The 21,370-nt window shown below is 55.0% G+C and carries 16 protein-coding genes and 1 riboswitch; of the genes, 5 read left to right on the forward strand and 11 right to left on the reverse strand.

Annotation, left to right across the window (positions count from 1 at the left end; all coding sequences use genetic code 11):
- Positions 1–127 precede the first annotated feature (127 nt).
- Positions 128–952 (forward strand): co-chaperone DjlA, encoded by an 825-nt coding sequence (gene djlA / locus VGM55_RS19270; protein WP_331636370.1) that lies wholly within the window; start codon positions 128–130, stop codon positions 950–952.
- A 37-nt stretch (positions 953–989) separates the two neighbouring features.
- On the opposite strand, the gene rluA is transcribed toward djlA, so the two are convergent.
- The 3 genes from rluA to polB all read right to left on the reverse strand — a co-directional run bounded on the left by rluA (position 990) and on the right by polB (position 7,435).
- Positions 990–1,649 (reverse strand): bifunctional tRNA pseudouridine(32) synthase/23S rRNA pseudouridine(746) synthase RluA, encoded by a 660-nt coding sequence (gene rluA / locus VGM55_RS19275; RefSeq protein ID WP_154187165.1) that lies wholly within the window; start codon positions 1,647–1,649, stop codon positions 990–992.
- 212 nt (positions 1,650–1,861) lie between these two features.
- The gene (rapA, locus tag VGM55_RS19280; protein WP_154187166.1) at positions 1,862–4,768 is read right to left on the reverse strand and encodes an RNA polymerase-associated protein RapA; all 2,907 of its coding nucleotides are present in this window, start codon (positions 4,766–4,768) and stop codon (positions 1,862–1,864) included.
- Between the two features lie 306 nt (positions 4,769–5,074).
- Complete coding sequence (gene polB / locus VGM55_RS19285) at positions 5,075–7,435, reverse strand: DNA polymerase II (RefSeq protein ID WP_331636371.1); 2,361 nt, start codon at positions 7,433–7,435, stop codon at positions 5,075–5,077.
- A 210-nt stretch (positions 7,436–7,645) separates the two neighbouring features.
- On the opposite strand from polB, the gene VGM55_RS19290 reads away from it, so the two are divergent.
- On the forward strand, positions 7,646–8,413 hold the full coding sequence (locus tag VGM55_RS19290; RefSeq protein ID WP_154187168.1) for a DedA family protein: 768 nt from the start codon (positions 7,646–7,648) through the stop codon (positions 8,411–8,413).
- Here VGM55_RS19290 and thiQ read toward each other — a convergent pair.
- The 4 genes from thiQ to sgrR form a co-directional block, all read right to left on the reverse strand.
- Entirely contained in the window at positions 8,410–9,108 is a 699-nt protein-coding gene (gene thiQ, locus VGM55_RS19295) for a thiamine ABC transporter ATP-binding protein ThiQ (RefSeq protein ID WP_331636372.1), read from the reverse strand. The two genes, VGM55_RS19290 and thiQ, sit on opposite strands and share 4 nt — an antisense overlap.
- Entirely contained in the window at positions 9,092–10,702 is a 1,611-nt protein-coding gene (thiP, locus tag VGM55_RS19300; protein ID WP_331636373.1) for a thiamine/thiamine pyrophosphate ABC transporter permease ThiP, read from the reverse strand. The genes thiQ and thiP overlap by 17 nt, the downstream gene beginning before the upstream one ends.
- Positions 10,678–11,661: a thiamine ABC transporter substrate binding subunit gene (thiB, locus tag VGM55_RS19305; RefSeq protein WP_331636374.1), complete on the reverse strand. Its 984-nt coding sequence runs from the start codon at positions 11,659–11,661 to the stop codon at positions 10,678–10,680. Before thiB ends, thiP begins: the two co-directional genes overlap by 25 nt.
- Positions 11,662–11,691: 30 nt before the next feature.
- Positions 11,692–11,793: riboswitch (TPP riboswitch) on the reverse strand.
- A gap of 49 nt (positions 11,794–11,842) precedes the next feature.
- Positions 11,843–13,501: an HTH-type transcriptional regulator SgrR gene (sgrR, locus tag VGM55_RS19310; RefSeq protein WP_154187172.1), complete on the reverse strand. Its 1,659-nt coding sequence runs from the start codon at positions 13,499–13,501 to the stop codon at positions 11,843–11,845.
- Positions 13,502–13,588: 87 nt separating this feature from the next.
- On the opposite strand from sgrR, the gene sgrT reads away from it, so the two are divergent.
- Positions 13,589–13,768, forward strand: coding sequence for a glucose uptake inhibitor SgrT (sgrT, locus tag VGM55_RS19315; protein WP_038475623.1), 180 nt, complete (start codon positions 13,589–13,591; stop codon positions 13,766–13,768).
- Between the two features lie 113 nt (positions 13,769–13,881).
- Positions 13,882–15,060 carry a sugar efflux transporter gene (locus tag VGM55_RS19320; protein WP_331636376.1) on the forward strand — a complete coding sequence of 393 codons (1,179 nt, stop codon included), beginning with the start codon at positions 13,882–13,884 and terminating at the stop codon, positions 15,058–15,060.
- Positions 15,061–15,098: 38 nt separating this feature from the next.
- Here the strand turns inward: VGM55_RS19320 and leuD are convergent, their stop codons facing one another.
- From leuD to leuA, 4 genes are read right to left on the reverse strand one after another with little or no spacing between them, the layout of a single operon-like run.
- Positions 15,099–15,704, reverse strand: coding sequence for a 3-isopropylmalate dehydratase small subunit (gene leuD, locus VGM55_RS19325; protein ID WP_154187174.1), 606 nt, complete (start codon positions 15,702–15,704; stop codon positions 15,099–15,101).
- Between the two features lie 11 nt (positions 15,705–15,715).
- The gene (gene leuC / locus VGM55_RS19330) at positions 15,716–17,116 is read right to left on the reverse strand and encodes a 3-isopropylmalate dehydratase large subunit (protein ID WP_331636377.1); all 1,401 of its coding nucleotides are present in this window, start codon (positions 17,114–17,116) and stop codon (positions 15,716–15,718) included.
- Between the two features lie 2 nt (positions 17,117–17,118).
- Positions 17,119–18,210 (reverse strand): 3-isopropylmalate dehydrogenase, encoded by a 1,092-nt coding sequence (gene leuB / locus VGM55_RS19335; RefSeq protein WP_154187176.1) that lies wholly within the window; start codon positions 18,208–18,210, stop codon positions 17,119–17,121.
- Entirely contained in the window at positions 18,210–19,787 is a 1,578-nt protein-coding gene (gene leuA, locus VGM55_RS19340; RefSeq protein ID WP_331636378.1) for a 2-isopropylmalate synthase, read from the reverse strand. Before leuA ends, leuB begins: the two co-directional genes overlap by 1 nt.
- A gap of 629 nt (positions 19,788–20,416) precedes the next feature.
- Here leuA and leuO point away from each other — a divergent pair.
- On the forward strand, positions 20,417–21,361 hold the full coding sequence (gene leuO / locus VGM55_RS19345) for a transcriptional regulator LeuO (protein WP_154187178.1): 945 nt from the start codon (positions 20,417–20,419) through the stop codon (positions 21,359–21,361).
- Positions 21,362–21,370: the final 9 nt, after the last annotated feature.

A 21,370-nucleotide genomic window follows, 5' to 3' on the forward strand; every position in this document is an offset into this window, starting at 1 on the left:
CTAACGTACTCATCACCACAGCGCTAGTGTTAATCCAGCCCGTTAGCAGTATGCCGTTAGGCAGCGCTATCAATGGCGGGTATGATAAAGCAAATTCTAGACGACAGCATGACGATTTGGGGAGTATATGCAGTATTGGGGAAAAGTACTCGGTGTTGCTTTGGGTTTAATCTCGGGCGGCGGCTTTTGGGGTGTAGTGATAGGTTTTCTTATCGGGCATATGTTCGATAAAGCGCGCAGTCGTCGCGGTGCCTGGTTTGCCAACCAGCAGCAGCGTCAGGCGCTATTTTTTTCTACCACGTTTGAAGTGATGGGACATCTCACCAAATCGAAAGGCCGGGTGACCGAAGCGGATATTCAAATTGCGTCGTTACTGATGGACCGAATGCAGCTTCATGGCGAAGCACGCTCAGCAGCACAGCGTGCGTTTCGTGCCGGGAAAGAAAATAATTACCCATTACGAGAAAAAATGCGGCAGATGCGCAGCGTCTGTTTTGGCCGCTCTGATTTGATTCGGATGTTTCTTGAAATTCAAATTCAGGCGGCGTTTGCTGATGGCTCATTACACCCGAATGAACGTCAGGTGCTGTATGTCATTGCCGAAGAGCTTGGCATCTCTCGCGCCCAGTTCGACCAGTTCCTGCGCATGATGGAGGGTGGCCAGCAGTTTGGCGGTGGTCATTATCAGCATCAGCATCAGCAATCGCAGGGCGGGTTCTCTCAACAGCAACGAGGTCCGACGCTGGAAGATGCCTGCAAAGTGCTGGGTGTAAAAAGTACCGATGAAGCGACGACGATCAAACGCGCTTATCGCAAGTTAATGAGCGAGCATCATCCGGACAAGCTGGTGGCAAAAGGTTTACCGCCGGAAATGATGCAGATGGCGAAACAGAAAGCTCAAGAAATTCAAGGTGCTTACGATCTGATTAAAACGGCGAAAGGGTTTAAATAGTAAAGAGAAAAAAGCCTCTCGTTGAGAGGCTTTTTTATTAGAAGTCGGCAGGTGCCTTAAACGTCATTGGCGTGCCGTAGTTCGGGTGCGTAATGGTCAGCATTTCCGCATGCAGCTGCAAACGGGGAGCTCGCGCCAGCGCCTCTGCCGTGGCGTAAAAGCGATCGCCGAGGATAGGGTGTCCAAGGGCCAGCATATGTACGCGAAGCTGGTGTGAGCGCCCGGTGATTGGCTTTAGCTGTACGCGAGCGGTATTATCCGCCGCGTAGTCCAGCACCTGATACACTGTCTGCGCGGATTTCCCCGTTTCATAGCATACCTTCTGCTTTGGCCGGTTCGGCCAGTCGCAAATCAGCGGTAAGTCCACCAGCCCCTCTTCCGGCTGCGGGTGGCCCCAGACGCGAGCCACGTACTGCTTTTTCGGTTCGCGCTCGCGGAACTGGCGCTTAAGCTCCCGCTCTGCCGCTTTGGTCAGGGCAACCACAATGACCCCGCTGGTCGCCATATCAAGCCGATGGACCGATTCTGCCAGTGGGAAGTCGCGCTGAATACGCGTCATCACGCTGTCTTTGTGTTCCTCAAGACGCCCCGGGACGGATAGCAGGCCGCTTGGCTTGTTAACCACCATGATGTGCTCATCCTGATAAAGAATGATCAGCCAGGGATCGAGAGGCGGATTGTAAGGTTCCATCAGCATTTACTCTGCATCCTTCAAGCTGCAGCCGCGTTGGCTGCTCTCTGTTATTCGTCTCATCCACGAGCCTCACCCTTTCAGGGCCGTTGCAAGCAACGTTCAAATCTGTTCCCTACAGATTTGTCATCCCAGTCACTTACTTTAGTAAGCCCCTGGGAATTTTCTCTGTTGCCGCCTTGCTGCAACTCGAATGATTTGAGTAAAGCGACGCATATTTACTGGTGCGTCACGACAATCAGGCGCAGCGCGTCGAGACGCCAGTTAGCCTGGCTCAGGGCTTCCATCACCTGCTGGCGATTAGTTTCGATAGCCGCAAGCTCGTCGTCACGAATGTTAGGGTTAACGGCTTTCAGCGCTTCCAGCCGCGACAGCTCCGCACTCAGCTTTTCATCCGCCTCTTCACGAGCGGCATCGATCAGCGCCTGAGCAGCATCAGCAACTTTCTCTTCTGCGAGCTGCAGAATGGTGTGAACGTCGGACTGCACCGCATTAACCAGTTTGCTTCCGGTATGACGGTTAACCGCGCTGAGCTGGCGGTTGAAGCTCTCAAACTCCACCTGCGCCGCGAGGTTGGTTCCGTTTTTATCCACCAGCATACGCACCGGCGTCGGCGGCAGGAAGCGATTGAGCTGCAGCTGCTTAGGCGCTTTGGCCTCAACAACGTAAACCAGCTCCAGCAGCAGCGTACCGACCGGCAGTGCCTTGTTCTTCAGCAGCGACAGAGCGCAGCTGCCGGTATCACCTGAGAGGATCAGATCCAGACCGTTGCGGATGATCGGGTGTTCCCAGGTAACGAACTGCGCGTCTTCACGGGAGAGCGCGACATCACGTTCGAAGGTGATGGTGCAGCCGTCTTCCGGCAGGCCAGGGAAGTCCGGAACCAGCATATGGTCAGACGGTGTCAGAACAATCATGTTGTCGCCGCGATCGTCCTGGTTGATACCGACGATATCGAACAGGTTCATCGCGAAGCTGACGAGGTTGGTATCGTTATCCTGTTCTGAAATGGCTTCAGCCAGCGCCTGCGCTTTTTCACCGCCGTTGGAGTGAATTTCCAGCAGGCGGTCACGCCCTTGCTCAAGCTGCTGCTTGAGGACATCGTGCTGCTCGCGACACTGTTTGATCAGGGCGTCAAAGCCTTCGGTATTTTCCGGCGCAGCAAGATACTCGATCAGCTGCGGATAGACGCTGTCATAAATCGTGCGGCCGGTCGGGCAGGTGTGTTCGAAGGCATCAAGACCCGCGTGATACCAGTCCACCAGCACCGACTGGGCGGTTTTTTCCAGGTATGGAACGTGGATCTGAATGTCGTGCGCCTGACCGATACGGTCCAGACGCCCGATGCGCTGTTCCAGCAGATCGGGGTTAAACGGCAGGTCGAACATGACCAGCTGGCTGGCAAACTGGAAGTTACGGCCTTCGGAGCCGATTTCGGAACACAGCAGCACCTGAGCGCCGGTATCCTCCTCCGCAAACCAGGCTGCGGCGCGGTCGCGTTCGATAATTGACATGCCTTCATGGAATACGGCGGCGCGGATGCCTTCGCGTTCACGCAGAACCTGCTCAAGCTGAAGAGCGGTCGCAGCTTTGGCGCAGATCACCAGCACTTTTTGAGAACGGTGGCTGGTCAGGTAACCCATCAGCCACTCGACGCGCGGATCGAAGTTCCACCAGGTGCCGGTGTCCCCTTCAAACTCCTGATAAATCTGCTCCGGGTAAAGCATATCACGGGCACGATCCTCTACGGATTTACGTGCGGCCATAATGCCGGAAACTTTGATCGCCGTTTGGTACTGCGTTGGCAGCGGCAGACGGATGCTATGCAGCTCGCGTTTCGGGAATCCTTTGACGCCATTTCGCGTGTTCCGGAACAGCACGCGGCTGGTGCCGTGGCGATCCATTAACATGGCGATCAGTTCCTGGCGAGCGGCTTCGCTACCTTCGCGGTCGCTGTTGGCGGTTTGTAGCAGCGGTTCGATATCCTGCTCACCAATCAGCTCACCCATGGTATTCAGCTGTTCGTCGGTCAGACGGTCACCCGCCAGCAGCAGGGCAACGGCATCCGCTACCGGGCGGTAGTGCTGCTGCTCTTCCACAAACATGGCGAAATCATGGAAGCGGTTTGGATCCAGCAGGCGCAGGCGCGCAAAGTGACTTTCCATTCCCAGCTGTTCCGGTGTCGCGGTCAGCAGAAGGATGCCCGGTACATGCTCGGCGAGCTGTTCGATAGCCTGATATTCGCGGCTTGGCGCTTCTTCACTCCACACCAGGTGGTGGGCTTCATCGACCACCAGAAGATCCCACTCCGCCTCACACAGATTTTCCAGGCGTTGCTTATTGCGGCGGACAAAGTCCAGGGAACAGATAACCAGCTGTTCGGTGTCAAACGGGTTGCTGCTGTCGTGCTGGGCTTCGGCGTAGCGCTCGTCGTCAAACAGGGCAAAGCGCAGGTTAAAGCGGCGCAGCATTTCGACCAGCCACTGATGCTGCAGCGTTTCTGGTACCACGATCAGAACGCGCTCGGCGCTACCGGCCAGCAGCTGCTGGTGGATTATCATCCCGGCTTCGATGGTCTTACCTAAACCCACTTCATCGGCGAGCAGCACGCGCGGCGCATGGCGGCGACCAACATCGTGTGCGATGTTCAGCTGGTGTGGGATCAGGCTGGTGCGCATACCGCGCAGGCCACTCCAGATCTGGCGAGATTGCTCGCTCTGGTATTTACGGGCGCGAAAACGCAGTGCGAAGCGGTCCATGCGGTCGATTTGCCCGGCAAACAGGCGGTCCTGCGGTTTGCTGAATACCAGCTTGCTGTCGAGGAATACTTCACGCAGTAGAACGTCTTGTTCTTCGGTATCAAGTCGGGTGCCGAAGTAGGCGAGCAAACCCTTTTCTTCCTTAACTTCATCAACTTTCAGCTGCCAGCCTTCATGGCTGGTAATCACATCGCCCGGGTTAAACATCACGCGGGTGATTGGAGAGTCATTTCTGGCGTACAGACGATTTTCACCCGTTGCCGGGAAGAGCAGGGTCACCATGCGCGTATCCAGCGCCACAACGGTTCCCAGTCCCAGTTCGCTTTCGGTATCGCTGATCCAACGTTGACCAAGTGTAAAAGGCATAAGTTTTAGGCTCTATTTCAGTGACTTAAATGTGCAGGCAATAGCATGACAACCACGCATCAGAGGCGCAGTTGTTTAAAATTGGGTCTATGGATTCGAAGAAAGGGCGCTATGGTACTGGATGGCAACGGATTCGTCACGCACTCCTCATTCTTCGAATGACAGCAGTGTTGGTAGCGCTCCGTTTATTCAACTCCTCCATGAGTTTCACCCTTTGGGGCCGAAGTAAACTACGTTCAAAATTGCTTACCTGAATTTTGTCACGCCCTTGCCGCCAGGCCGTAAGCCAAATTATTTAGCGTGTTTTTAAAACAGACCCATCTGCCCCGTCATCAGTGTAGCAAAGTCATCTTCAAGGAAGGGTAAAATCCCTTCGGCAACGGGCTGTAGCTGACGTGTCAGATAGTGATCATAGTCCAGCGGAGCCTGTTGGTAATCAACGGGTTCCGGGCCATGCATGGTCATTACATATTTTATCGTACCGCGATTCTGGTATTGCGCAGGCCTGCCCAGACGTTGGTTATGCTCATCGGCAAGCCTTGCCGCGCGGACGTGCGGCGGGACGTTTTTCTGGTATTCGCTCAGCGGGCGGCGCAGCCTTTTGCGGTAGACCAGCTGTGAGTCAAGCTCGCCCGCCATCAGGCTGGCTATCGTTTCACGAATATAGTCCTGATAGGGCTCGCCGCGGAAAATCCGCAGGTAGAGCGTTTGCTGGAAATGCTGGGCGAGCGGCGTCCAGTCTGTTCGCACCGTTTCCAGCCCCTTAAATACCATCCGCTGTGAATCGCCCTCCTGAATCAGCCCGGCATAGCGCTTTTTACTGCCCTGGTCTGTCCCACGAATGGTGGGCATCAGAAAGCGGCAGAAGTGAGTTTCGTACTCAAGTTCAAGGGCGCAGTCCAGGTTCTGAGTGGTTTTCAGGTGCTCGCGCCACCAGCCGTTTACGTGCTCAACCAGCCTCCTGCCAATCTGTGCGGCATCTTCTTCACTATGGGCTTTTTTCAGCCAGACAAAGGTTGAATCCGTGTCGCCATAAATGACGTCATAGCCCTGAGACTCAATCAACGCCTTTGTCTGACGCATGATCTCATGCCCGCGCATAGTGATCGACGAGGCAAGACGCGGATCGAAAAAGCGGCAGGCGCTGGTGCCCAGTACGCCGTAAAAGGCATTCATGATGATTTTGAGCGCCTGAGAGAGCGGTTTGTTACCGTGGCGTTTTGCCTCGTCCCGGCCGTGCCAGATCTGGCTGACGATTTCCGGCAGACAGTGTGTCTCGCGGGAGAACCAGCCGCCGATGAACCCCTCGACGGCATGCTCCGCGTCCGGCCGTGCTGTGCCTTCGACGAGGCCGACCGGGTCGATTAAAAAGGTGCGGATAATTGACGGGTACAGGCTTTTATAATCCAGCACTAATACCGAGTCATATAGACCGGGGCGAGAGTCCATCACATATCCGCCTGGACTTGCCTGCGGAGGTACCTCGCCGAGATTAGGCGCGACAAAACCTGCGCGGTGCATGCGTGGGAAATAGAGATGGCTGAAAGCGGCTACCGAGCCGCCGTGCTTATCCAGCGGCAGGCCGTTGACCGTCGCGCGCTCCAGCAGGAAGGGCATCAGCTCGGTCTTGTGGAAAATACGCGTGACCAGCTCGCAGTCTTTGAGGTTATAGGTGGCCAGTGCGGGCTTATCCTCGGCAAAGCGGCGGTCGATCTCATCCATGCGATCCCATGGATTATCAATAGATTTACCTTCGCCCAGCAGTTCACGGGAAACGGTTTCCAGGGCGAAGGAAGAGAAGTTCCAGAACGCCGATTTTAGCGCCTCAATGCCGTCGATAATTACCCGGCCTGCAAGTTGAGCAAAGAATACGCCTTGCTTAAAGCCGTGCTCGCGCCATTCCAGCAGACTGTTACCACGCCCTAAACGCAGCGGAACCTGGTAACGTTCCGCCATTTTTTGCAGTACGCGGAGGTCGAACTGCACCACGTTCCAGCCGATCAGGACATCGGGGTCGTGCTCGGCAAACCAGGCGTTAAGTTTCTCCAGCAGAAGCGGGCGGCTGGCCACGTATTCCAGCGTAAAATCCAGGCCGCTGGCGTCGCCGTTTTCCGGCCCCAGCATGTAGACGTGACGCTGACCACAGCCTTCAAGGCCGATGCAGTAAAGCTCGCCGTGGCGGTTGGTTTCGATATCGAGCGAGACCCATTTTAGCGGCGGGCGGTATGCCGGTGAGGGCTTCAGCCGGGTATCAAGCAGAACGTCTCCCTGAAGCTTGCCGCTAAACCAAACCGGCGCGGTAATAAAGCGCTCCATCAGGAAGCGCTCCGGTGGGCGGATATCTGCCTCGTAAACGGTGACCCCTCCGTCGCGCAACAGCTTCTCCAGCCTCATCAGTTGGCGATGCTGCTGGCAATAGAGGCCGGCTACCGGCTGGCGATGAAAATCTTTAAGCTCAAGGGGGGTAAGGTGGAACAGGTTTTCACCGGCCAGCAGGCGCTGGGCCTGAGCGAACTGCGCCTGGGGAATAAAGGCGACGGACTCCTGCGGCGGCAGGCGCACCTTAAGCGGGCCTTCGTCCGTGGCTAGCCAGAAGTCGACTTCGGTACCGCGTGGGGTGTCTCGCCAGTGCCTGGTCAACAGAAACCCCTGACGAGCTTGAGACACGCTGCATTCTCTTTCAGGAAAAGTGTTTTGATTATAGCGCAAAAAACCGGTGGTTACTGCATTTATATACAGTGTTATCGTTGGTATCGTTAACGCTGAGTGCGAATTGTCCGGAACTTTCCCGGCTATTATTTATTCATATAAATGATACCTTGACGTCCATCACGTTAATTCTGGAGAATCGCCCGCTCGCTTATCGACGGAAAGCTTATGGAAGCCTTGCTGGAACACTTTATTACACAGTCAGTTGCATATTCGCTTTTCGCGGTGATGCTGGTGGCCTTTTTTGAATCATTAGCGCTGGTAGGGCTTATCCTGCCGGGTACGGTAATGATGGCTGGACTCGGCGCGCTTATCGGTGGGGGGCAGGTTAATTTCTACTACGCCTGGGGGGCCGGAATCGTTGGTTGCCTGTTAGGGGACTGGGTTTCATTCTGGCTGGGCCAGCGTTTTAAAGGCCCGCTGCACCGCTGGTCGTTTATGAAGAAGAACAAGGCGCTGCTGGATAAAACCGAGCATGCCCTGCATCAGCACAGCCTCTTTACTATCCTGATCGGGCGCTTTGTCGGCCCTACGCGCCCGCTGGTTCCGATGGTTGCCGGGATGCTGGATTTGCCGCTGGCTAAGTTTTTACCGCCGAACATTATCGGGTGCCTGCTCTGGCCACCGCTCTACTTTATGCCGGGGATCCTGGCTGGAGCCGCAATTGATATTCCGGCGGATATGCAGAGCGGCAGCTTTAAGTGGCTGCTGCTGGCGGTGGCGTTGTTGCTGTGGCTGGCCGCATGGCTGTGCTGGCGCTGGTACCGCAGCGGCAAACGTGGTACCGATCGCCTGACCCGCTATCTGCCTCAGTCGCGGTTAAACTGGCTGGCACCGCTAATGCTGGCTGCCGGTATCGCCAGTTTCGTCGCGTTGCTTCAGCATCCGTTGATGCCGGTTTACTGGGATATTTTGTGGAAAGTGCTATCGCACTAATTGCCGATGCCCAGCAGCGTCGAGGCGCTCGCCTCGCCGCTTAGCAGAGTAGCCGTGTCGCCGTCCCACGCGATGCGCCCGTCTTTTACCACTATGCTCCGTCCGGCGATTCGTGCGGCATCGTCGATGCTGTGCGATACCATCAGCAGCGTCAGGTGCTGCTCCCGACACAGTTCGTCGAGCAGCTGCAGCATCTCCTTACGTAGCGCGGGATCGAGTGCCGAGAAGGGCTCGTCCAGCAACAATACCGGCTGCTTGCGCACCAGGCACCGAGCCAGTGCAACACGCTGCCGCTGGCCACCGGAAAGCTGAGACGGCAGGCGATCCAGCATCTCCGTCATCCCTACGCGTTCAGTTATCTCCAGCAGCCGCTGCTTTTGAATCTCATTGAGCTTCATCCCCGGGTGCATCCCCAGGGCAATATTCTGCCGAACCGTCAGGTGGCTAAACAGATTATTTTCCTGAAAGAGCATGGAGACCGGGCGAGCTGAAGGCGGTGTCCGGGTGTGATCCTGACCGTTTATGACGATACTGCCGCTCGCGGGCTGCAGAAAACCAGCAGCCAGGCTCAACAACGTACTTTTCCCCGCCCCGCTCGGCCCAAGGATCGCCACGCGCTCACCCGCCGTAATCTTCAGAGAAAAGCGCATGGGTAAGTGCTGGTACAGCCAGGTTACATCAGTCAGAGTTAGCATCACGTCCCGGAAGTTTTTCAATCAGAGTGAACAGCATAAAGCAAAGCAGCAGGAGCAGCAGCGCCGTAACCGCACCGTCCTGGCTACGGTATGAGCCGATTTGCTGGTATAGCCAGAAGGGCAGTGTACGGAAGTCTTCGTTGCCGAACAGCGCCACCACGCCGAAATCACCAATCGACAGTACGCAGGCAAAGGCCAGCGCCTGTGCTATCGGGCGTTTCAGGGCTTTTAACTCGATGAATCGCAGGCGGTTAAAGCCACGGATGTCCAGCGACTGGCAAAGCTGAGCGTAGCGCTCGGCGACGTCGCGCATCGGGTTTTCCAGCACCTTCAGGGCGTAAGGGATCGCCATCAGGGCGTTGGTAAAAATCACAATGCCATCGGCGGATTGCGGCAGGCCCACGGTATTGTTTAGCAGTAAGAAGAAGCCAGTGGCGAGGACGATTCCCGGCATCGCCAGAATCAACATACCGCTAAGTTCAATGGCCTGTCCGGCGAAAATACGGTTACGCAAACGAAGCTCGCGCGAGCTCCAAAGCAGCATCAGGGTTAGCGTCACGCTAATCAGCCCGGCTGCAACGGCAATGCGCAGCGAAGTCCAAAGCGCGTTCCACAGTGCGGCCTGCTGCAGTACGTTGCCCATGCTGCTATTAATGCCGTCCACCATTACCGCCAACAGTGGTGGCAGCAGCAGAAGCAAGGCCAGAAGGATAAACAGGGCATCACAAATCTTTCTGCGCAGAGAATCCTGCGGATCGCGCCAGCCTTGAAGCTGACTTACGCCGACAGGTATCGCCTTGCTTAGCTTCTGGCTGAGCAGCACCAGACCCAGGCAGCAGAACATTTGTAGTAGCGCTAGCAGCGCCGCTTTTGCCGGATCGTAGTCGTAGCTTAGCGCCTGAAAGATAGCCAGTTCGATGGTGGTTGCCTGGGGGCCGCCGCCCAGAGACAGCACGGTGGCGAAGCTTGCGAAGCAAAGCATGAAAATTAGCGCGCCTACCGGGAGTATTTGTCGGCGTAGCCAGGGCCATTCGACGAAGCGGAAAAAGTGCCAGCCCTGCATATTCAGCTGGGCCGCCAGCTGGCGCTGCTCGGTGGGGATGTTATCCAGCGCCTGAAGCAGCAGGCGGGTCGCCATCGGCATATTAAAGAAAACGTGCGCCAGCAAAATTCCCTGCAGCCCATAAGGGGAGAAACGCCATTCCAGACCAAGCCAGCCGCTTAGCGTTGCCAGCCAGCCTTCACGCCCGTAAACGGAGAGAATGCCGAATACCGCAACCAGCACCGGCAGAACCAGCGTCATGGCGCAAAGCCGCAGCAGCGCCATTCGGCCAGGAAAACGGCGTCGGTACAGCGCCCGGGCTAAAAATATCGCCGGGAAAACGGAGAGTACTGCGGAAAGGAACGCCTGCCAGAAAGAGAAGCGCAGGACGTGCCAAAGGTAGCTGTCCTGCAAAAGAGCAAAGACATCCGTCTGCGGGGCGTTAAGCCACAGCGCCAGAAAAGCCGCCAGGGCTACCGCCACGACAAGCGTCGCGGCAAATAGCCCCGGACATAGCCAGCCCGGAATTAGCGGCTGACGGCGCGTTGCCATTCGTTAATCCATGCCGCGCGCTGGGCAGCCACCTGCTGAGGCGTAAATTCCAGCGTGGTTTTTGGTTTTACCAGCCCGTCGAAGCCGGCAGGCAACGCCACGTTGGTCACAGGATACATCCAGTTGCCGGTAGCAATAGTGTTCTGGAAACCTGGCGTGGTGATGAACTTCATAAACTTCTCGGCAAGTTCTGGCTGCTTGCTGTTCGCCAGCCGGCCCGCGACTTCAACCTGCAGATAATGCCCTTCGTTGAAGTCCGCTGCGGCGTAGTTATCCTTCTTCTCTTCGATGATGTGGTAGGCCGGTGACGTAGTGTAGCTCAGAACCAGATCGGCTTCGCCTTTCAGGAACAGGCCGTAAGCTTCGCTCCAGCCCTTGGTGACGGTGACGGTTTTCTTCGCTAACTTTTGCCAGGCTTCCGGGGTTTTATCGCCGTAGACTTTTTGCATCCACAGCAGCAGGCCAAGCCCCGGCGTGCTGGTGCGTGGATCTTCGTATATCACCTTCCATTTCTGGTCGCCTTCAACCAGCTCTTTCAGACTCTTCGGCGGGTTTTTTAGCTTGTTCTTGTCGTAAACGAAAGCGAAGTAGCCGTAGTCATAGGGAACGAAGGTGTTGCTCTTCCAGCCGCCGGGCACCTGCAAAGCGCTGGTTTCGACGTTAGAAGGGGCAAACAGTTTGGTTTGCGAGGCCGCATCCAGCAGGTTGTTATCCAGCCCCAGCACGATGTCTGCTTTGCTGTTCTTGCCTTCCATGCGCACGCGGTTCAGCAGCGAAACGCCGTCTTCCAGCGCCACGAACTTCAGCTCGCAGTGACAGTCGGCTTCAAAGGCTTTTTTCACCGCCGGGCCAGGGCCCCAGTCAGCGGCAAACGAGTCGTAGGTGTAAACAGTTAAAACGGGGTTAGCGAAAACGGGCGTGGCAACCAGCGCCAGCAGCGGCAGAAATTTTTTGAACACTTTGCACCTCAGTAAAAGGGGGCAAAGGAATTGAGTGAGTGTCTCAAATCCCTTCGCCGGCGTTATCCGGATCAGGTTCGACGGGTATTATCTCAGCGCGGACAAATTGTCCTGGCACCCCGTTGAGCAGGGGGGATTCTACTGACTTCCCCGGAATTACGAAAGCTGTGTTACGAAAACGTTATGGGCCAGGCGGGGCAAACCAGGCCGATTTAAAATCAAACCAGCCCAGCGTGTTCATGCGCACACCGCGCATGCTGCGCTGCCCCTCAATGCGTAACCAATGGTGAATCAACGGGATAACGTCGTTACGTTCCAGCATTTGCCTGCACCATTCCGGCAATGCCAGCGTTTTACTGTGCCAGCGTCGGGCATCGCCCTGCCAGTCGATTGGGATACATTTTTGAATCAGCGGGACTTCATACAGCTGGGCGAAAAGGGAGTATTCCAGCGGCATAGTGAAGTTCACGCTGTTCAGCCAGATATCACTTTCGGCGTCGCCCTGATGCCACTCAGCGTAATCTATCTCCTGAACAATCAGCTTCACGCCCTGCTCGGCCAGCAGTTCGGTCATGATATTGCTGATAACGCGGTGCTCTACGTGATCGCGATAGTAGGTAAGGGTGATGCTCTCAAGTCCGGCAGGCTTTGCGGTAAGCGGTCCCGGACGCGAATGGTGCCAACGTGGCAGAAGGCCGTAGGCGGGGAACCAGTACTGCTGATACTGCTCGGCAGCGCGGTAAATAAGGTTGACCGGCGAGAGAATATGGCCAATCCACTGGCGTACGCCTTCGTGAACGCCGAGCGTTGAGCGGCTATCAAACAGCAGGTAGTAGCAGCCCTCTTCCGGGCGGCTTTCAACGGCTTTTTCGCTGTCCGGCATGCCCTGAAGCTGAACGCCACAGCTGGATTCTTCTCCGACTTCAGGTAACACCCAGAAATTAACTTCGTCGATCAACGCCCGGAAACCGAAATAATCATCAAAAGCATGGATTTTTAACTGGTTTCGATTGTTGCGAGCGACGGAATAAGGCCCGGTGCCGACCGGCTGGCTGGCAAAATCGGGCATCGTTGTCCATTCACGCGGCAGGATCATGGCGTTCACGCTGCCCAATAGCCACGGCAACCAGTCATCCGGCTGGCTGAGGTGAATATCCAGCGTCCAGGTCGTCGGCGAGGTTATCTGCGTGATGTGGGCAAACAGCGGCAGGGTGTTGATGCGCTGCAGGGAAGAGATGATATCCAGCATGTCCAGCTCACGGCCGTGATGGAAATGAATGCCGGGGCGGAGGAAGAAACGCCAGCGTAAAGGGGAAATTTGCTGCCAGTGATGGGCAATATCCGCTTCCAGTTCCCCATTTTCCTCATTTATCCGCGTCAGGCCGCTGAAAATCTGGCGGGCAATGTGGGTTTCGGAGCGCCTGAGCGCCGAACCGGGCAGCAGATTCAGCAGCGGGCGATAGTAAAGGACGCGAAGGATATGTCGGCCCTGACGGAAGCTACGCCCTAAATGAGAGATAAGCATCTGCCGCACCGCGGCCTTGTCGCCGACGATCTGCACCAGTTGATCGATTCGATCCTGTTCCAGAAGATCTTCCGCCCGCTGCTGCTGGAGCGCCAGCCCGGTATACAGGAAGGTGAGCTGCGAGCGCTTGCCCCTGCCGGCTTCTGCCTGCCAGCTTAGCCAGCCCTTTTCCTGCATGGCGTTAAGCAGTGTCCGCATATGACGGCGGGAGCAGTTGAGCAAATCCGCTAAATCATTGAGCGTGGTTTCCTGGGGCTTGCCTTCGCAGCATTGCCACAGACGGATGAACTGTTGTTGCAGACGAGATGAGGACATAAAAGAGGAACTCCCGGCGGAAACTCATCAATTTAACTTTCCCTATATTACGTCAATAATCATCAGCGATGAAGCGAGGAGGTGTTTATGAAGCGGTCATCACCTGCGAGGTTTTTCCAACAGTACTTTGCCGCAACGCAGTTTGTTTGTTCTGGATGGCTGGCTCGCCTGACGGTGGAACAAAGACTAAGGATGCTCGAAGACTTGATGCAGTGGGAGGTTACAACCCCGATGCCCGAGAACGCCAACACGCCGACTCATGTGTGACTGAGTATTGGTGCTTTTACCACGCCAGCAGCTGTTTACTGCTGGCTTTTTTCGTTTAATCTTTACGCATTTAGCGAATACCTCTGACTACACCCTCCTTTTAAGGACAGCTCATGCTCTGGTTTTTGACCCGCGCACGTCGTTTTAACCCCGTTTATGCCGCCTTTATGGCCGTGTCTTTTATGATTGGCGTGGCCGGTGCGCTGCAGGCCCCGACGCTCAGCCTCTTTTTAACCCGCGAAGTTGAAGTTCGGCCCTTCTGGGTTGGTCTGTTCTATACCGTTAATGCGATTGCCGGGATCGCCGTAAGCCTGCTGCTGGCAAAAAGATCGGATAGCCGGGGAGATCGTCGCAAACTGATTATGGTTTGCTGCGCGATGGCGGTGGCAAACAGCGTTCTTTTTGCCTTCAACCGGCATTATCTGACGCTGATTACGCTCGGCGTGATGTTTGCCTCCATCGCCAATACCGCTATGCCGCAGATTTTTGCCCTGGCGCGGGAATATGCCGATCGTTCCGCTCGTGAAGTGGTGATGTTCAGCTCGATCATGCGTGCGCAGCTCTCCCTTGCCTGGGTTATCGGGCCGCCGCTTTCCTTTATGCTGGCGCTAAAGTATGGCTTCACTACCATGTTTCTTATTGCTGCCGGGATCTTTGTCATCTCGCTGCTGCTTATTGTGTTTGCGCTGCCTTCGGTCGCCCGAGCCGAGCCCTCCGCAGAGGTGGCGATAACGGAGGTCAGCGGTTGGAAAGACAGCAACGTGCGGATGCTGTTTATCGCCTCAATGCTGATGTGGACCTGCAACACCATGTACATCATCGATATGCCGCTATGGATAAGCCAGGATCTCGGGCTGCCGGATGAGCTGGCAGGTCTGTTAATGGGGACGGCTGCCGGGCTCGAGATCCCCGCGATGATCCTGGCGGGTTACTACGTGAAGCGCTTTGGGAAACGGAACATGATGGTGGCGGCGGTGGCTGCGGGCGTGCTGTTCTATGCCGGACTGATTCTGTTCCACTCTAAAACGGCGCTGGTGGTATTGCAGCTGTTTAACGCGGTGTTTATCGGGATTATTGCCGGGATTGGTATGCTGTGGTTCCAGGATTTGATGCCGGGAAGGCCGGGCTCTGCGACAACGCTGTTCACCAACAGCATTTCAACGGGTGTGATTTTAGCCGGCGTACTGCAGGGGGCGCTGGCGGAAGGTTTTGGCCACTATTCCGTGTACTGGCTAATGGCAGCGCTGGCGGTTGTCGCCTTGTTCCTCACTAGCCGGGTTAAGAACGTCTGATGGCTTCCCCTCTCCCGCGTGGGAGAGGGGAAAACAGATTACTGCATAAATGCAGGCAGCTTTTTCTCGTAGCTGGAAATAGCGGCTTCGTGCTGCAGCGTCAGGCCAATACTGTCCAGGCCGTTCAGCATGCAGTGACGGCGGAAGCTGTCGAGCGCGAACGAATAGCTTTTCTCACCCGCCTGAACCGTTTGGGCCTCCAGGTCGACGACAAACTTAATGCCCGGCTGGGCTTCGACCAGCTTAAACAGCTCGTCCACCTGTTCGTCGCTCAGAATGACCGGCAGCAGCTGGTTGTTAAACGAGTTGCCGTAGAAGATATCGGCGAAGCTTGGCGCAATCACCACTTTGAAGCCGTAATCGGTCAGTGCCCACGGCGCGTGCTCACGGGAAGAGCCGCAGCCGAAGTTTTCACGCGCCAGCAGGATAGAAGCGCCTTTAAATTCCGGGTAGTTCAGAACGAACTCCGGGTTAGGCTGCTGCCCGGCATCGTCCAGAAAACGCCAGTCGTTAAACAGGTGAGCGCCAAAACCGGTGCGGGTGACCTTCTGCAAAAACTGCTTCGGGATAATGGCATCGGTATCGACGTTCGCCGCGTCCAGCGGAACGACCAGGCCGGTATGTTGGATAAATTTCTCTGCCATGGTAGTTCCTCTTATTTCAGTGTACGAATATCGGCAAAATGACCGGCCACAGCGGCAGCGGCGGCCATTGCAGGGCTGACCAGATGGGTGCGCCCCCCGCGGCCCTGACGGCCTTCGAAGTTACGGTTGCTGGTGGAGGCACAGCGTTCGCCCGGATTCAGGCGGTCGTTGTTCATTGCCAGGCACATTGAGCAACCCGGCAGGCGCCATTCAAAACCGGCTTCAATAAAGATCTTATCCAGCCCTTCTGACTCGGCCTGAGCTTTTACCGGACCGGAGCCCGGTACAACCATCGCCAGCACGCCTGGGGCGACTTTACGGCCTTTGGCGATTTCTGCGGCAGCACGCAGGTCTTCGATGCGTGAGTTGGTACAGGAGCCGATAAAGACTTTATCGATAGCCACTTGGGTCAGCGGAATACCCGGCTTCAGGCCCATATAAGCCAGCGCTTTCTCCGCGGAGGCTCGCTCAACCGGGTCGCTGAAAGATTCTGGATTCGGGATATTGTCGGTAACGGAAATAACCTGGCCGGGGTTAGTGCCCCAGGTGACCTGAGGAGCAATGTCGGCAGCGTCTAACGTGACGATGGTGTCGAACTTTGCGCCTTCGTCGGTGCTGAAGGTTTTCCAGTATTCGACGGCTTCATCCCAGCTTTTACCTTTTGGCGCATGCAGGCGGCCTTTAACATATTCGAAGGTGGTTTCATCCGGCGCGACAATCCCGGCTTTCGCCCCCATTTCGATAGCCATGTTGCACAGCGTCATGCGGCCTTCCATGCTCAGCGCACGGATAGCATCGCCGCAAAACTCAACAACGTGGCCGGTGCCGCCGGCGCTGCCTGTTTTGCCGATGATCGCCAGCACGATATCTTTCGCGGTGATACCCGGAGCCGCTTTGCCTTTTACTTCAATTTTCATGGTCTTCGCGCGACCCTGCTTCAGGGTCTGCGTCGCCAGAACGTGTTCAACTTCTGACGTGCCGATACCGAAAGCCAGTGCGCCAAACGCGCCGTGGGTTGCGGTGTGGGAGTCGCCACACACGATGGTCATGCCAGGCAGGGTAATCCCTTGCTCAGGCCCCATCACGTGAACGATGCCCTGGAAAGGGTGGTTCAGATCGTAGAGCTCAACGCCAAACTCTTTGCAGTTCTTCATCAGTTCCTGCATCTGGATGCGCGCCATTTCGCCAGACGCGTTGATATCCTTGGTCTGGGTGGAAACGTTGTGATCCATCGTGGCGAAGGTTTTTCCCGGCTGGCGAACGGGGCGGCCATGGGCGCGCAGGCCGTCAAACGCCTGTGGAGAAGTCACTTCATGCACCAGGTGGCGGTCGATATACAGCAACGGCGTCTCTTCCGGTGCTTCATACACGACGTGGGCGTCGTACAACTTCTGGTATAAGGTCTTCGCCATGATTATTTCCCCTGAGCCACGTAACGAGCAATGATATCGCCCATTTCGTCAGTGCTGATTGCATTGCCTTCGCGGGCTAAATCACCGGTGCGATGGCCTTCTTCTAATGCGCGATTGATGGCGCTTTCGATAGCCTGAGCGGCTTCTTCGGCATCCAGGCTGTAGCGCAGCAGCAGCGCCAGCGACAGGATCTGCGCGATAGGATTGGCGATATTTTTGCCCGCAATATCAGGTGCGGAGCCGCCCGCAGGTTCATACAGGCCAAAGCCCAGTTCGTTGAGGCTGGCGGAAGGCAGCATGCCCATAGAACCGGTTATCATGGCACATTCATCGGACAGAATGTCGCCGAACAGGTTGGAGCACAGCAGCACGTCGAACTGAGAAGGATCTTTAATTAACTGCATGGTGGCGTTGTCGATATACATGTGGGACAGCGACACATCAGGGTATTCTTTGGCGATTTCGTTGACGATTTCACGCCATAACAGCGACGTTTGCAGCACGTTTGCTTTATCGATAGACGTCACTTTATTGCGGCGCTTGCGTGCGGATTCAAAAGCGATACGTGCGATACGTTCGATTTCGAAGCGGTGATAAACCTCGGTATCGTAGGCTTTCTCATGCATGCCGCTGCCTTCGCGACCTTTAGGCTGCCCGAAGTAGATACCACCGGTCAATTCACGAACGCACAGGATGTCGAAGCCGTTTGCCGCAATGTCGGCACGCAGTGGACAAAACGCTTCCAGGCCCTGGTACAGGCGGGCAGGACGCAGGTTGCTGAACAATTTAAAGTGTTTACGCAGCGGCAGCAGTGCGCCGCGCTCGGGTTGTTCCGCCGGTGGCAAATGTTCCCACTTAGGGCCGCCCACCGAGCCGAACAGGATAGCATCAGCCTGTTCGCAACCTTCGACCGTCGCCTGCGGCAGCGGGCTGCCGTGACGATCGATCGCGGCACCGCCTACATCATAGGTGCTGGTGCTGATGCGTATATCAAAACGGTTGCGAACGGCATCCAGTACTTTCAAGGCCTGAGCCATGACTTCCGGGCCAATACCGTCGCCCGGTAAAACTGCAATATGGTAATTTTTCGACATTACACGGTTTCCTGATTTTGTTCTTTATTTTGATGTTGAGCTTTACGTTGCAATTCTTTTTCGACTTCACCGGCGCGCCAGATGTTGTTCAGCACGTGCACCATCGCTTTAGCAGAGGATTCGACAATGTCGGTTGTCAGACCCACGCCGTGGAAGCGGCGGCCGTTGTAATCCACCACGATATCGACCTGGCCCAGCGCATCTTTGCCCTGGCCTTTGGCGCTCAGGCTGTATTTCACCAGTTCAATGTTGTAATCGGTGATGCGGTTAATCGCCTGATAAACAGCATCGACCGGGCCGTTGCCGTTTGCCGCTTCGGCTTTAATCTCTTCGCCACAAACCAGCTTCACGGAGGCGGTAGCAATGCCGTTAGAGGCAGACTGCACGCTGAAATAATCCAGGCTGAAGTGCTCTGGCTCTTCCTGTTGTTTGTTGATAAAGGCCAATGCTTCCAGGTCGTAGTCGAAGACCTGGCCTTTTTTGTCCGCCAGCTTCAGGAAGGCGTCATACAGATTATCCAGGTTGTAATCGGCTTCTTTGTAGCCCATCTCATCCATGCGGTGCTTCACGGCAGCACGGCCGGAGCGTGAAGTCAGGTTCAGCTGTACCTGGTTCAGACCGATGGATTCCGGGGTCATGATTTCGTAGTTTTCGCGATTTTTCAGCACGCCGTCCTGGTGGATACCGGAGGAGTGGGCGAAGGCACCGGTACCAACGATCGCTTTGTTGGCAGGAACCGGCATATTGCAAATCTGACTGACCATCTGGCTGGTGCGCCAGATTTCCTGATGGTTGATATTGGTATGCAGGTTCATGATGTCCTTACGTACCTTAATGGACATGATGACTTCTTCCAGCGAGCAGTTACCGGCACGTTCACCGATACCGTTCATCGCGCCTTCAACCTGGCGAGCCCCGGCGTGTACCGCGGCAATGGCGTTACCTACGGCCAGGCCTAAATCGTCATGGGTATGGACGGAAATGATGGCTTTGTCGATATTTGGCACGCGTTCGTACAGGCCGGTGATGATGTTGGCAAACTCAAACGGCATGGTGTAGCCGACGGTATCGGGAATATTGATGGTCGTGGCCCCGGCGCTGATTGCGGCTTCTACCACGCGCGCCAGGTCGGCTATCGGTGTACGCCCTGCATCTTCACAGGAAAATTCAACGTCATCGGTATAGTTGCGGGCGCGCTTGACCATGTAGATTGCACGTTCAATCACTTCATCCAGCGTGCTGCGTAACTTGGTCGCGATGTGCATGGGTGAAGTAGCAATGAAGGTATGAATACGGAAGGCTTCGGCAACTTTCAGCGATTCAGCGGCAACATCAATGTCTTTTTCGACACAGCGAGCTAAACCACAAACGCGACTGTTTTTGATATTGCGGGCAATGGTCTGCACCGATTCGAAATCGCCGGGGGAGGAAACAGGAAAGCCGACCTCCATGACGTCCACGCCCATACGTTCCAGCGCCATAGCTATTTGCAGCTTCTCTTTCACGCTCAGGCTTGCCTGCAAAGCCTGTTCGCCGTCGCGCAATGTGGTATCAAAAATAATGACTTGCTGGCTCATGGTTAGGTCCTTTATCTGTCTGGGCGCCTTCGCTACGAGCATAAAAAAACCCGCGCATTGGCGCGGGTTTTTTCTGTCTGAAGGCTTGAATCAACGCTGATTGTCGCCCACCAGTCTACCGCGCAAATAAGCTGCGTTTAGTAGTAGACCTGGTAGGCGGAAGGTGCGATTCATGTTTCAAACCCTGTGCAATTTTGTGATGTATTAATTGGTACTTGATCTCACCGCAGGTGTCAACCCTTAACCTGTCAGATGTCCAACCTGAAGGGTTTTATGCGTGCGGTAGATGCAGTGGAAAAAACCAGAAAAGAGAATTTTCTTAAAATATACCAAATTATTATAAAAGGTGTGACATTGTCTGATTATGCGCTGTTTTTGATAATGCATTGTATGAATATAATAAAACTCATGTATTGTTCCTTACCTGATTCGTTTGCTATTCGTCATGCGCTTTTATCCCCTTAATTTTATTAAAGGGGCGTCTTTGCGATATGCACCTTCGATGTTTTTTATTAGGGGGTATTCATAAGAATATTCGGCATGAATGTGGCGAATCAGATGAGTGTAAATAATGGAAATTCCAATTTATGCGTTGCGGAATGGAACCCAATTCATTGCTGGAGTAAAAAATGGATGATGAAATTATTGAGGCCCCGGAGTCTCTGGAGACAATAACACCGCGGTTACGTGAAGTTGACTTAAATCTCCTGACGGTTTTTGATACTGTCATGAAAGCGCGGAGTATTACCGGGGCCGCCAGGCTGCTGGGAATGTCTCAACCTGCGGTCAGTAATGCTGTTTCTCGATTAAAAACTACCTTCAATGATGAGTTGTTTGTTCGTTATGGGCGCGGTATTCAGCCAACAGGAAGGGCGCTTCAGCTCTGCGCCGTGGTTCGCAATGCTCTGCAAATGGTACAGAATGAACTACCCGGAGCCGGTTTTGATCCACTGAGCAGCGTACGGCTGTTTACGCTTTGTGTTGCCAGCCCGCTGGATAGCAAGATAATGCCGCGAATTTTTGATGGCGTTAAATATGCCGCTCCCCATATTCAGTTAGCCTTTAAATCCTCTTTTAGCGAGGATATTGAGCAACAGCTGCGGCATCAGGAGGTCGATTTTTTGGTGTGCTATGAAGAAATAGCCCGCCCTGGGTATAAGAGAATACCCCTGTTTGAAGATGAAATGGTATTAGTCACCGGAGAGGAACATCCGGGATTTTATTCGCAACTGAGCGTGAACGATTTTTATAATCAACGGCACGCCGTAGTTTCCCGGGAATGTTATTGCTCATTTAGTTCCCCCTGGTATGACACGGTAGAAAAACAAAAATCGATTACCTATCAGGGGGCAGCGATTACCTGTGTATTGAATGTTATTTCAAAGACGCAGCTGGTCGCAGTTGCTCCACGCTGGCTGGTAGAAAGCGTAACTAATAGTTTGAAACTTAAAATTTTCCCGTTGCCTTTTGTTAAAAATAACCGCACCTGTTACCTGTCGTGGCATGGTTCGTCAGGACAGGACAAGGGACATTTATGGATGCAGGATCTGATAGCGAAAAGCTGCGGCAGATAAACATACATC

Source organism: Cedecea sp. (genome assembly GCF_036500665.1).
In the GTDB taxonomy this organism is placed as follows: Bacteria; Pseudomonadota; Gammaproteobacteria; order Enterobacterales; family Enterobacteriaceae; genus Cedecea.

Coding starts and splice junctions, on each gene's coding strand:
- djlA (WP_331636370.1), top strand. CDS start 128: ATGCAGTATTGGGGAAAAGTACTCGGTGTTGCTTTGGGTTTAATCTCG.
- rluA (WP_154187165.1), bottom strand. CDS start 1,649: ATGCTGATGGAACCTTACAATCCGCCTCTCGATCCCTGGCTGATCATT.
- rapA (WP_154187166.1), bottom strand. CDS start 4,768: ATGCCTTTTACACTTGGTCAACGTTGGATCAGCGATACCGAAAGCGAA.
- VGM55_RS19290 (WP_154187168.1), top strand. CDS start 7,646: ATGGAAGCCTTGCTGGAACACTTTATTACACAGTCAGTTGCATATTCG.
- thiQ (WP_331636372.1), bottom strand. CDS start 9,108: ATGCTAACTCTGACTGATGTAACCTGGCTGTACCAGCACTTACCCATG.
- thiP (WP_331636373.1), bottom strand. CDS start 10,702: ATGGCAACGCGCCGTCAGCCGCTAATTCCGGGCTGGCTATGTCCGGGG.
- sgrR (WP_154187172.1), bottom strand. CDS start 13,501: ATGTCCTCATCTCGTCTGCAACAACAGTTCATCCGTCTGTGGCAATGC.
- sgrT (WP_038475623.1), top strand. CDS start 13,589: ATGAAGCGGTCATCACCTGCGAGGTTTTTCCAACAGTACTTTGCCGCA.
- VGM55_RS19320 (WP_331636376.1), top strand. CDS start 13,882: ATGCTCTGGTTTTTGACCCGCGCACGTCGTTTTAACCCCGTTTATGCC.
- leuD (WP_154187174.1), bottom strand. CDS start 15,704: ATGGCAGAGAAATTTATCCAACATACCGGCCTGGTCGTTCCGCTGGAC.
- leuC (WP_331636377.1), bottom strand. CDS start 17,116: ATGGCGAAGACCTTATACCAGAAGTTGTACGACGCCCACGTCGTGTAT.
- leuB (WP_154187176.1), bottom strand. CDS start 18,210: ATGTCGAAAAATTACCATATTGCAGTTTTACCGGGCGACGGTATTGGC.
- leuA (WP_331636378.1), bottom strand. CDS start 19,787: ATGAGCCAGCAAGTCATTATTTTTGATACCACATTGCGCGACGGCGAA.
- leuO (WP_154187178.1), top strand. CDS start 20,417: ATGGATGATGAAATTATTGAGGCCCCGGAGTCTCTGGAGACAATAACA.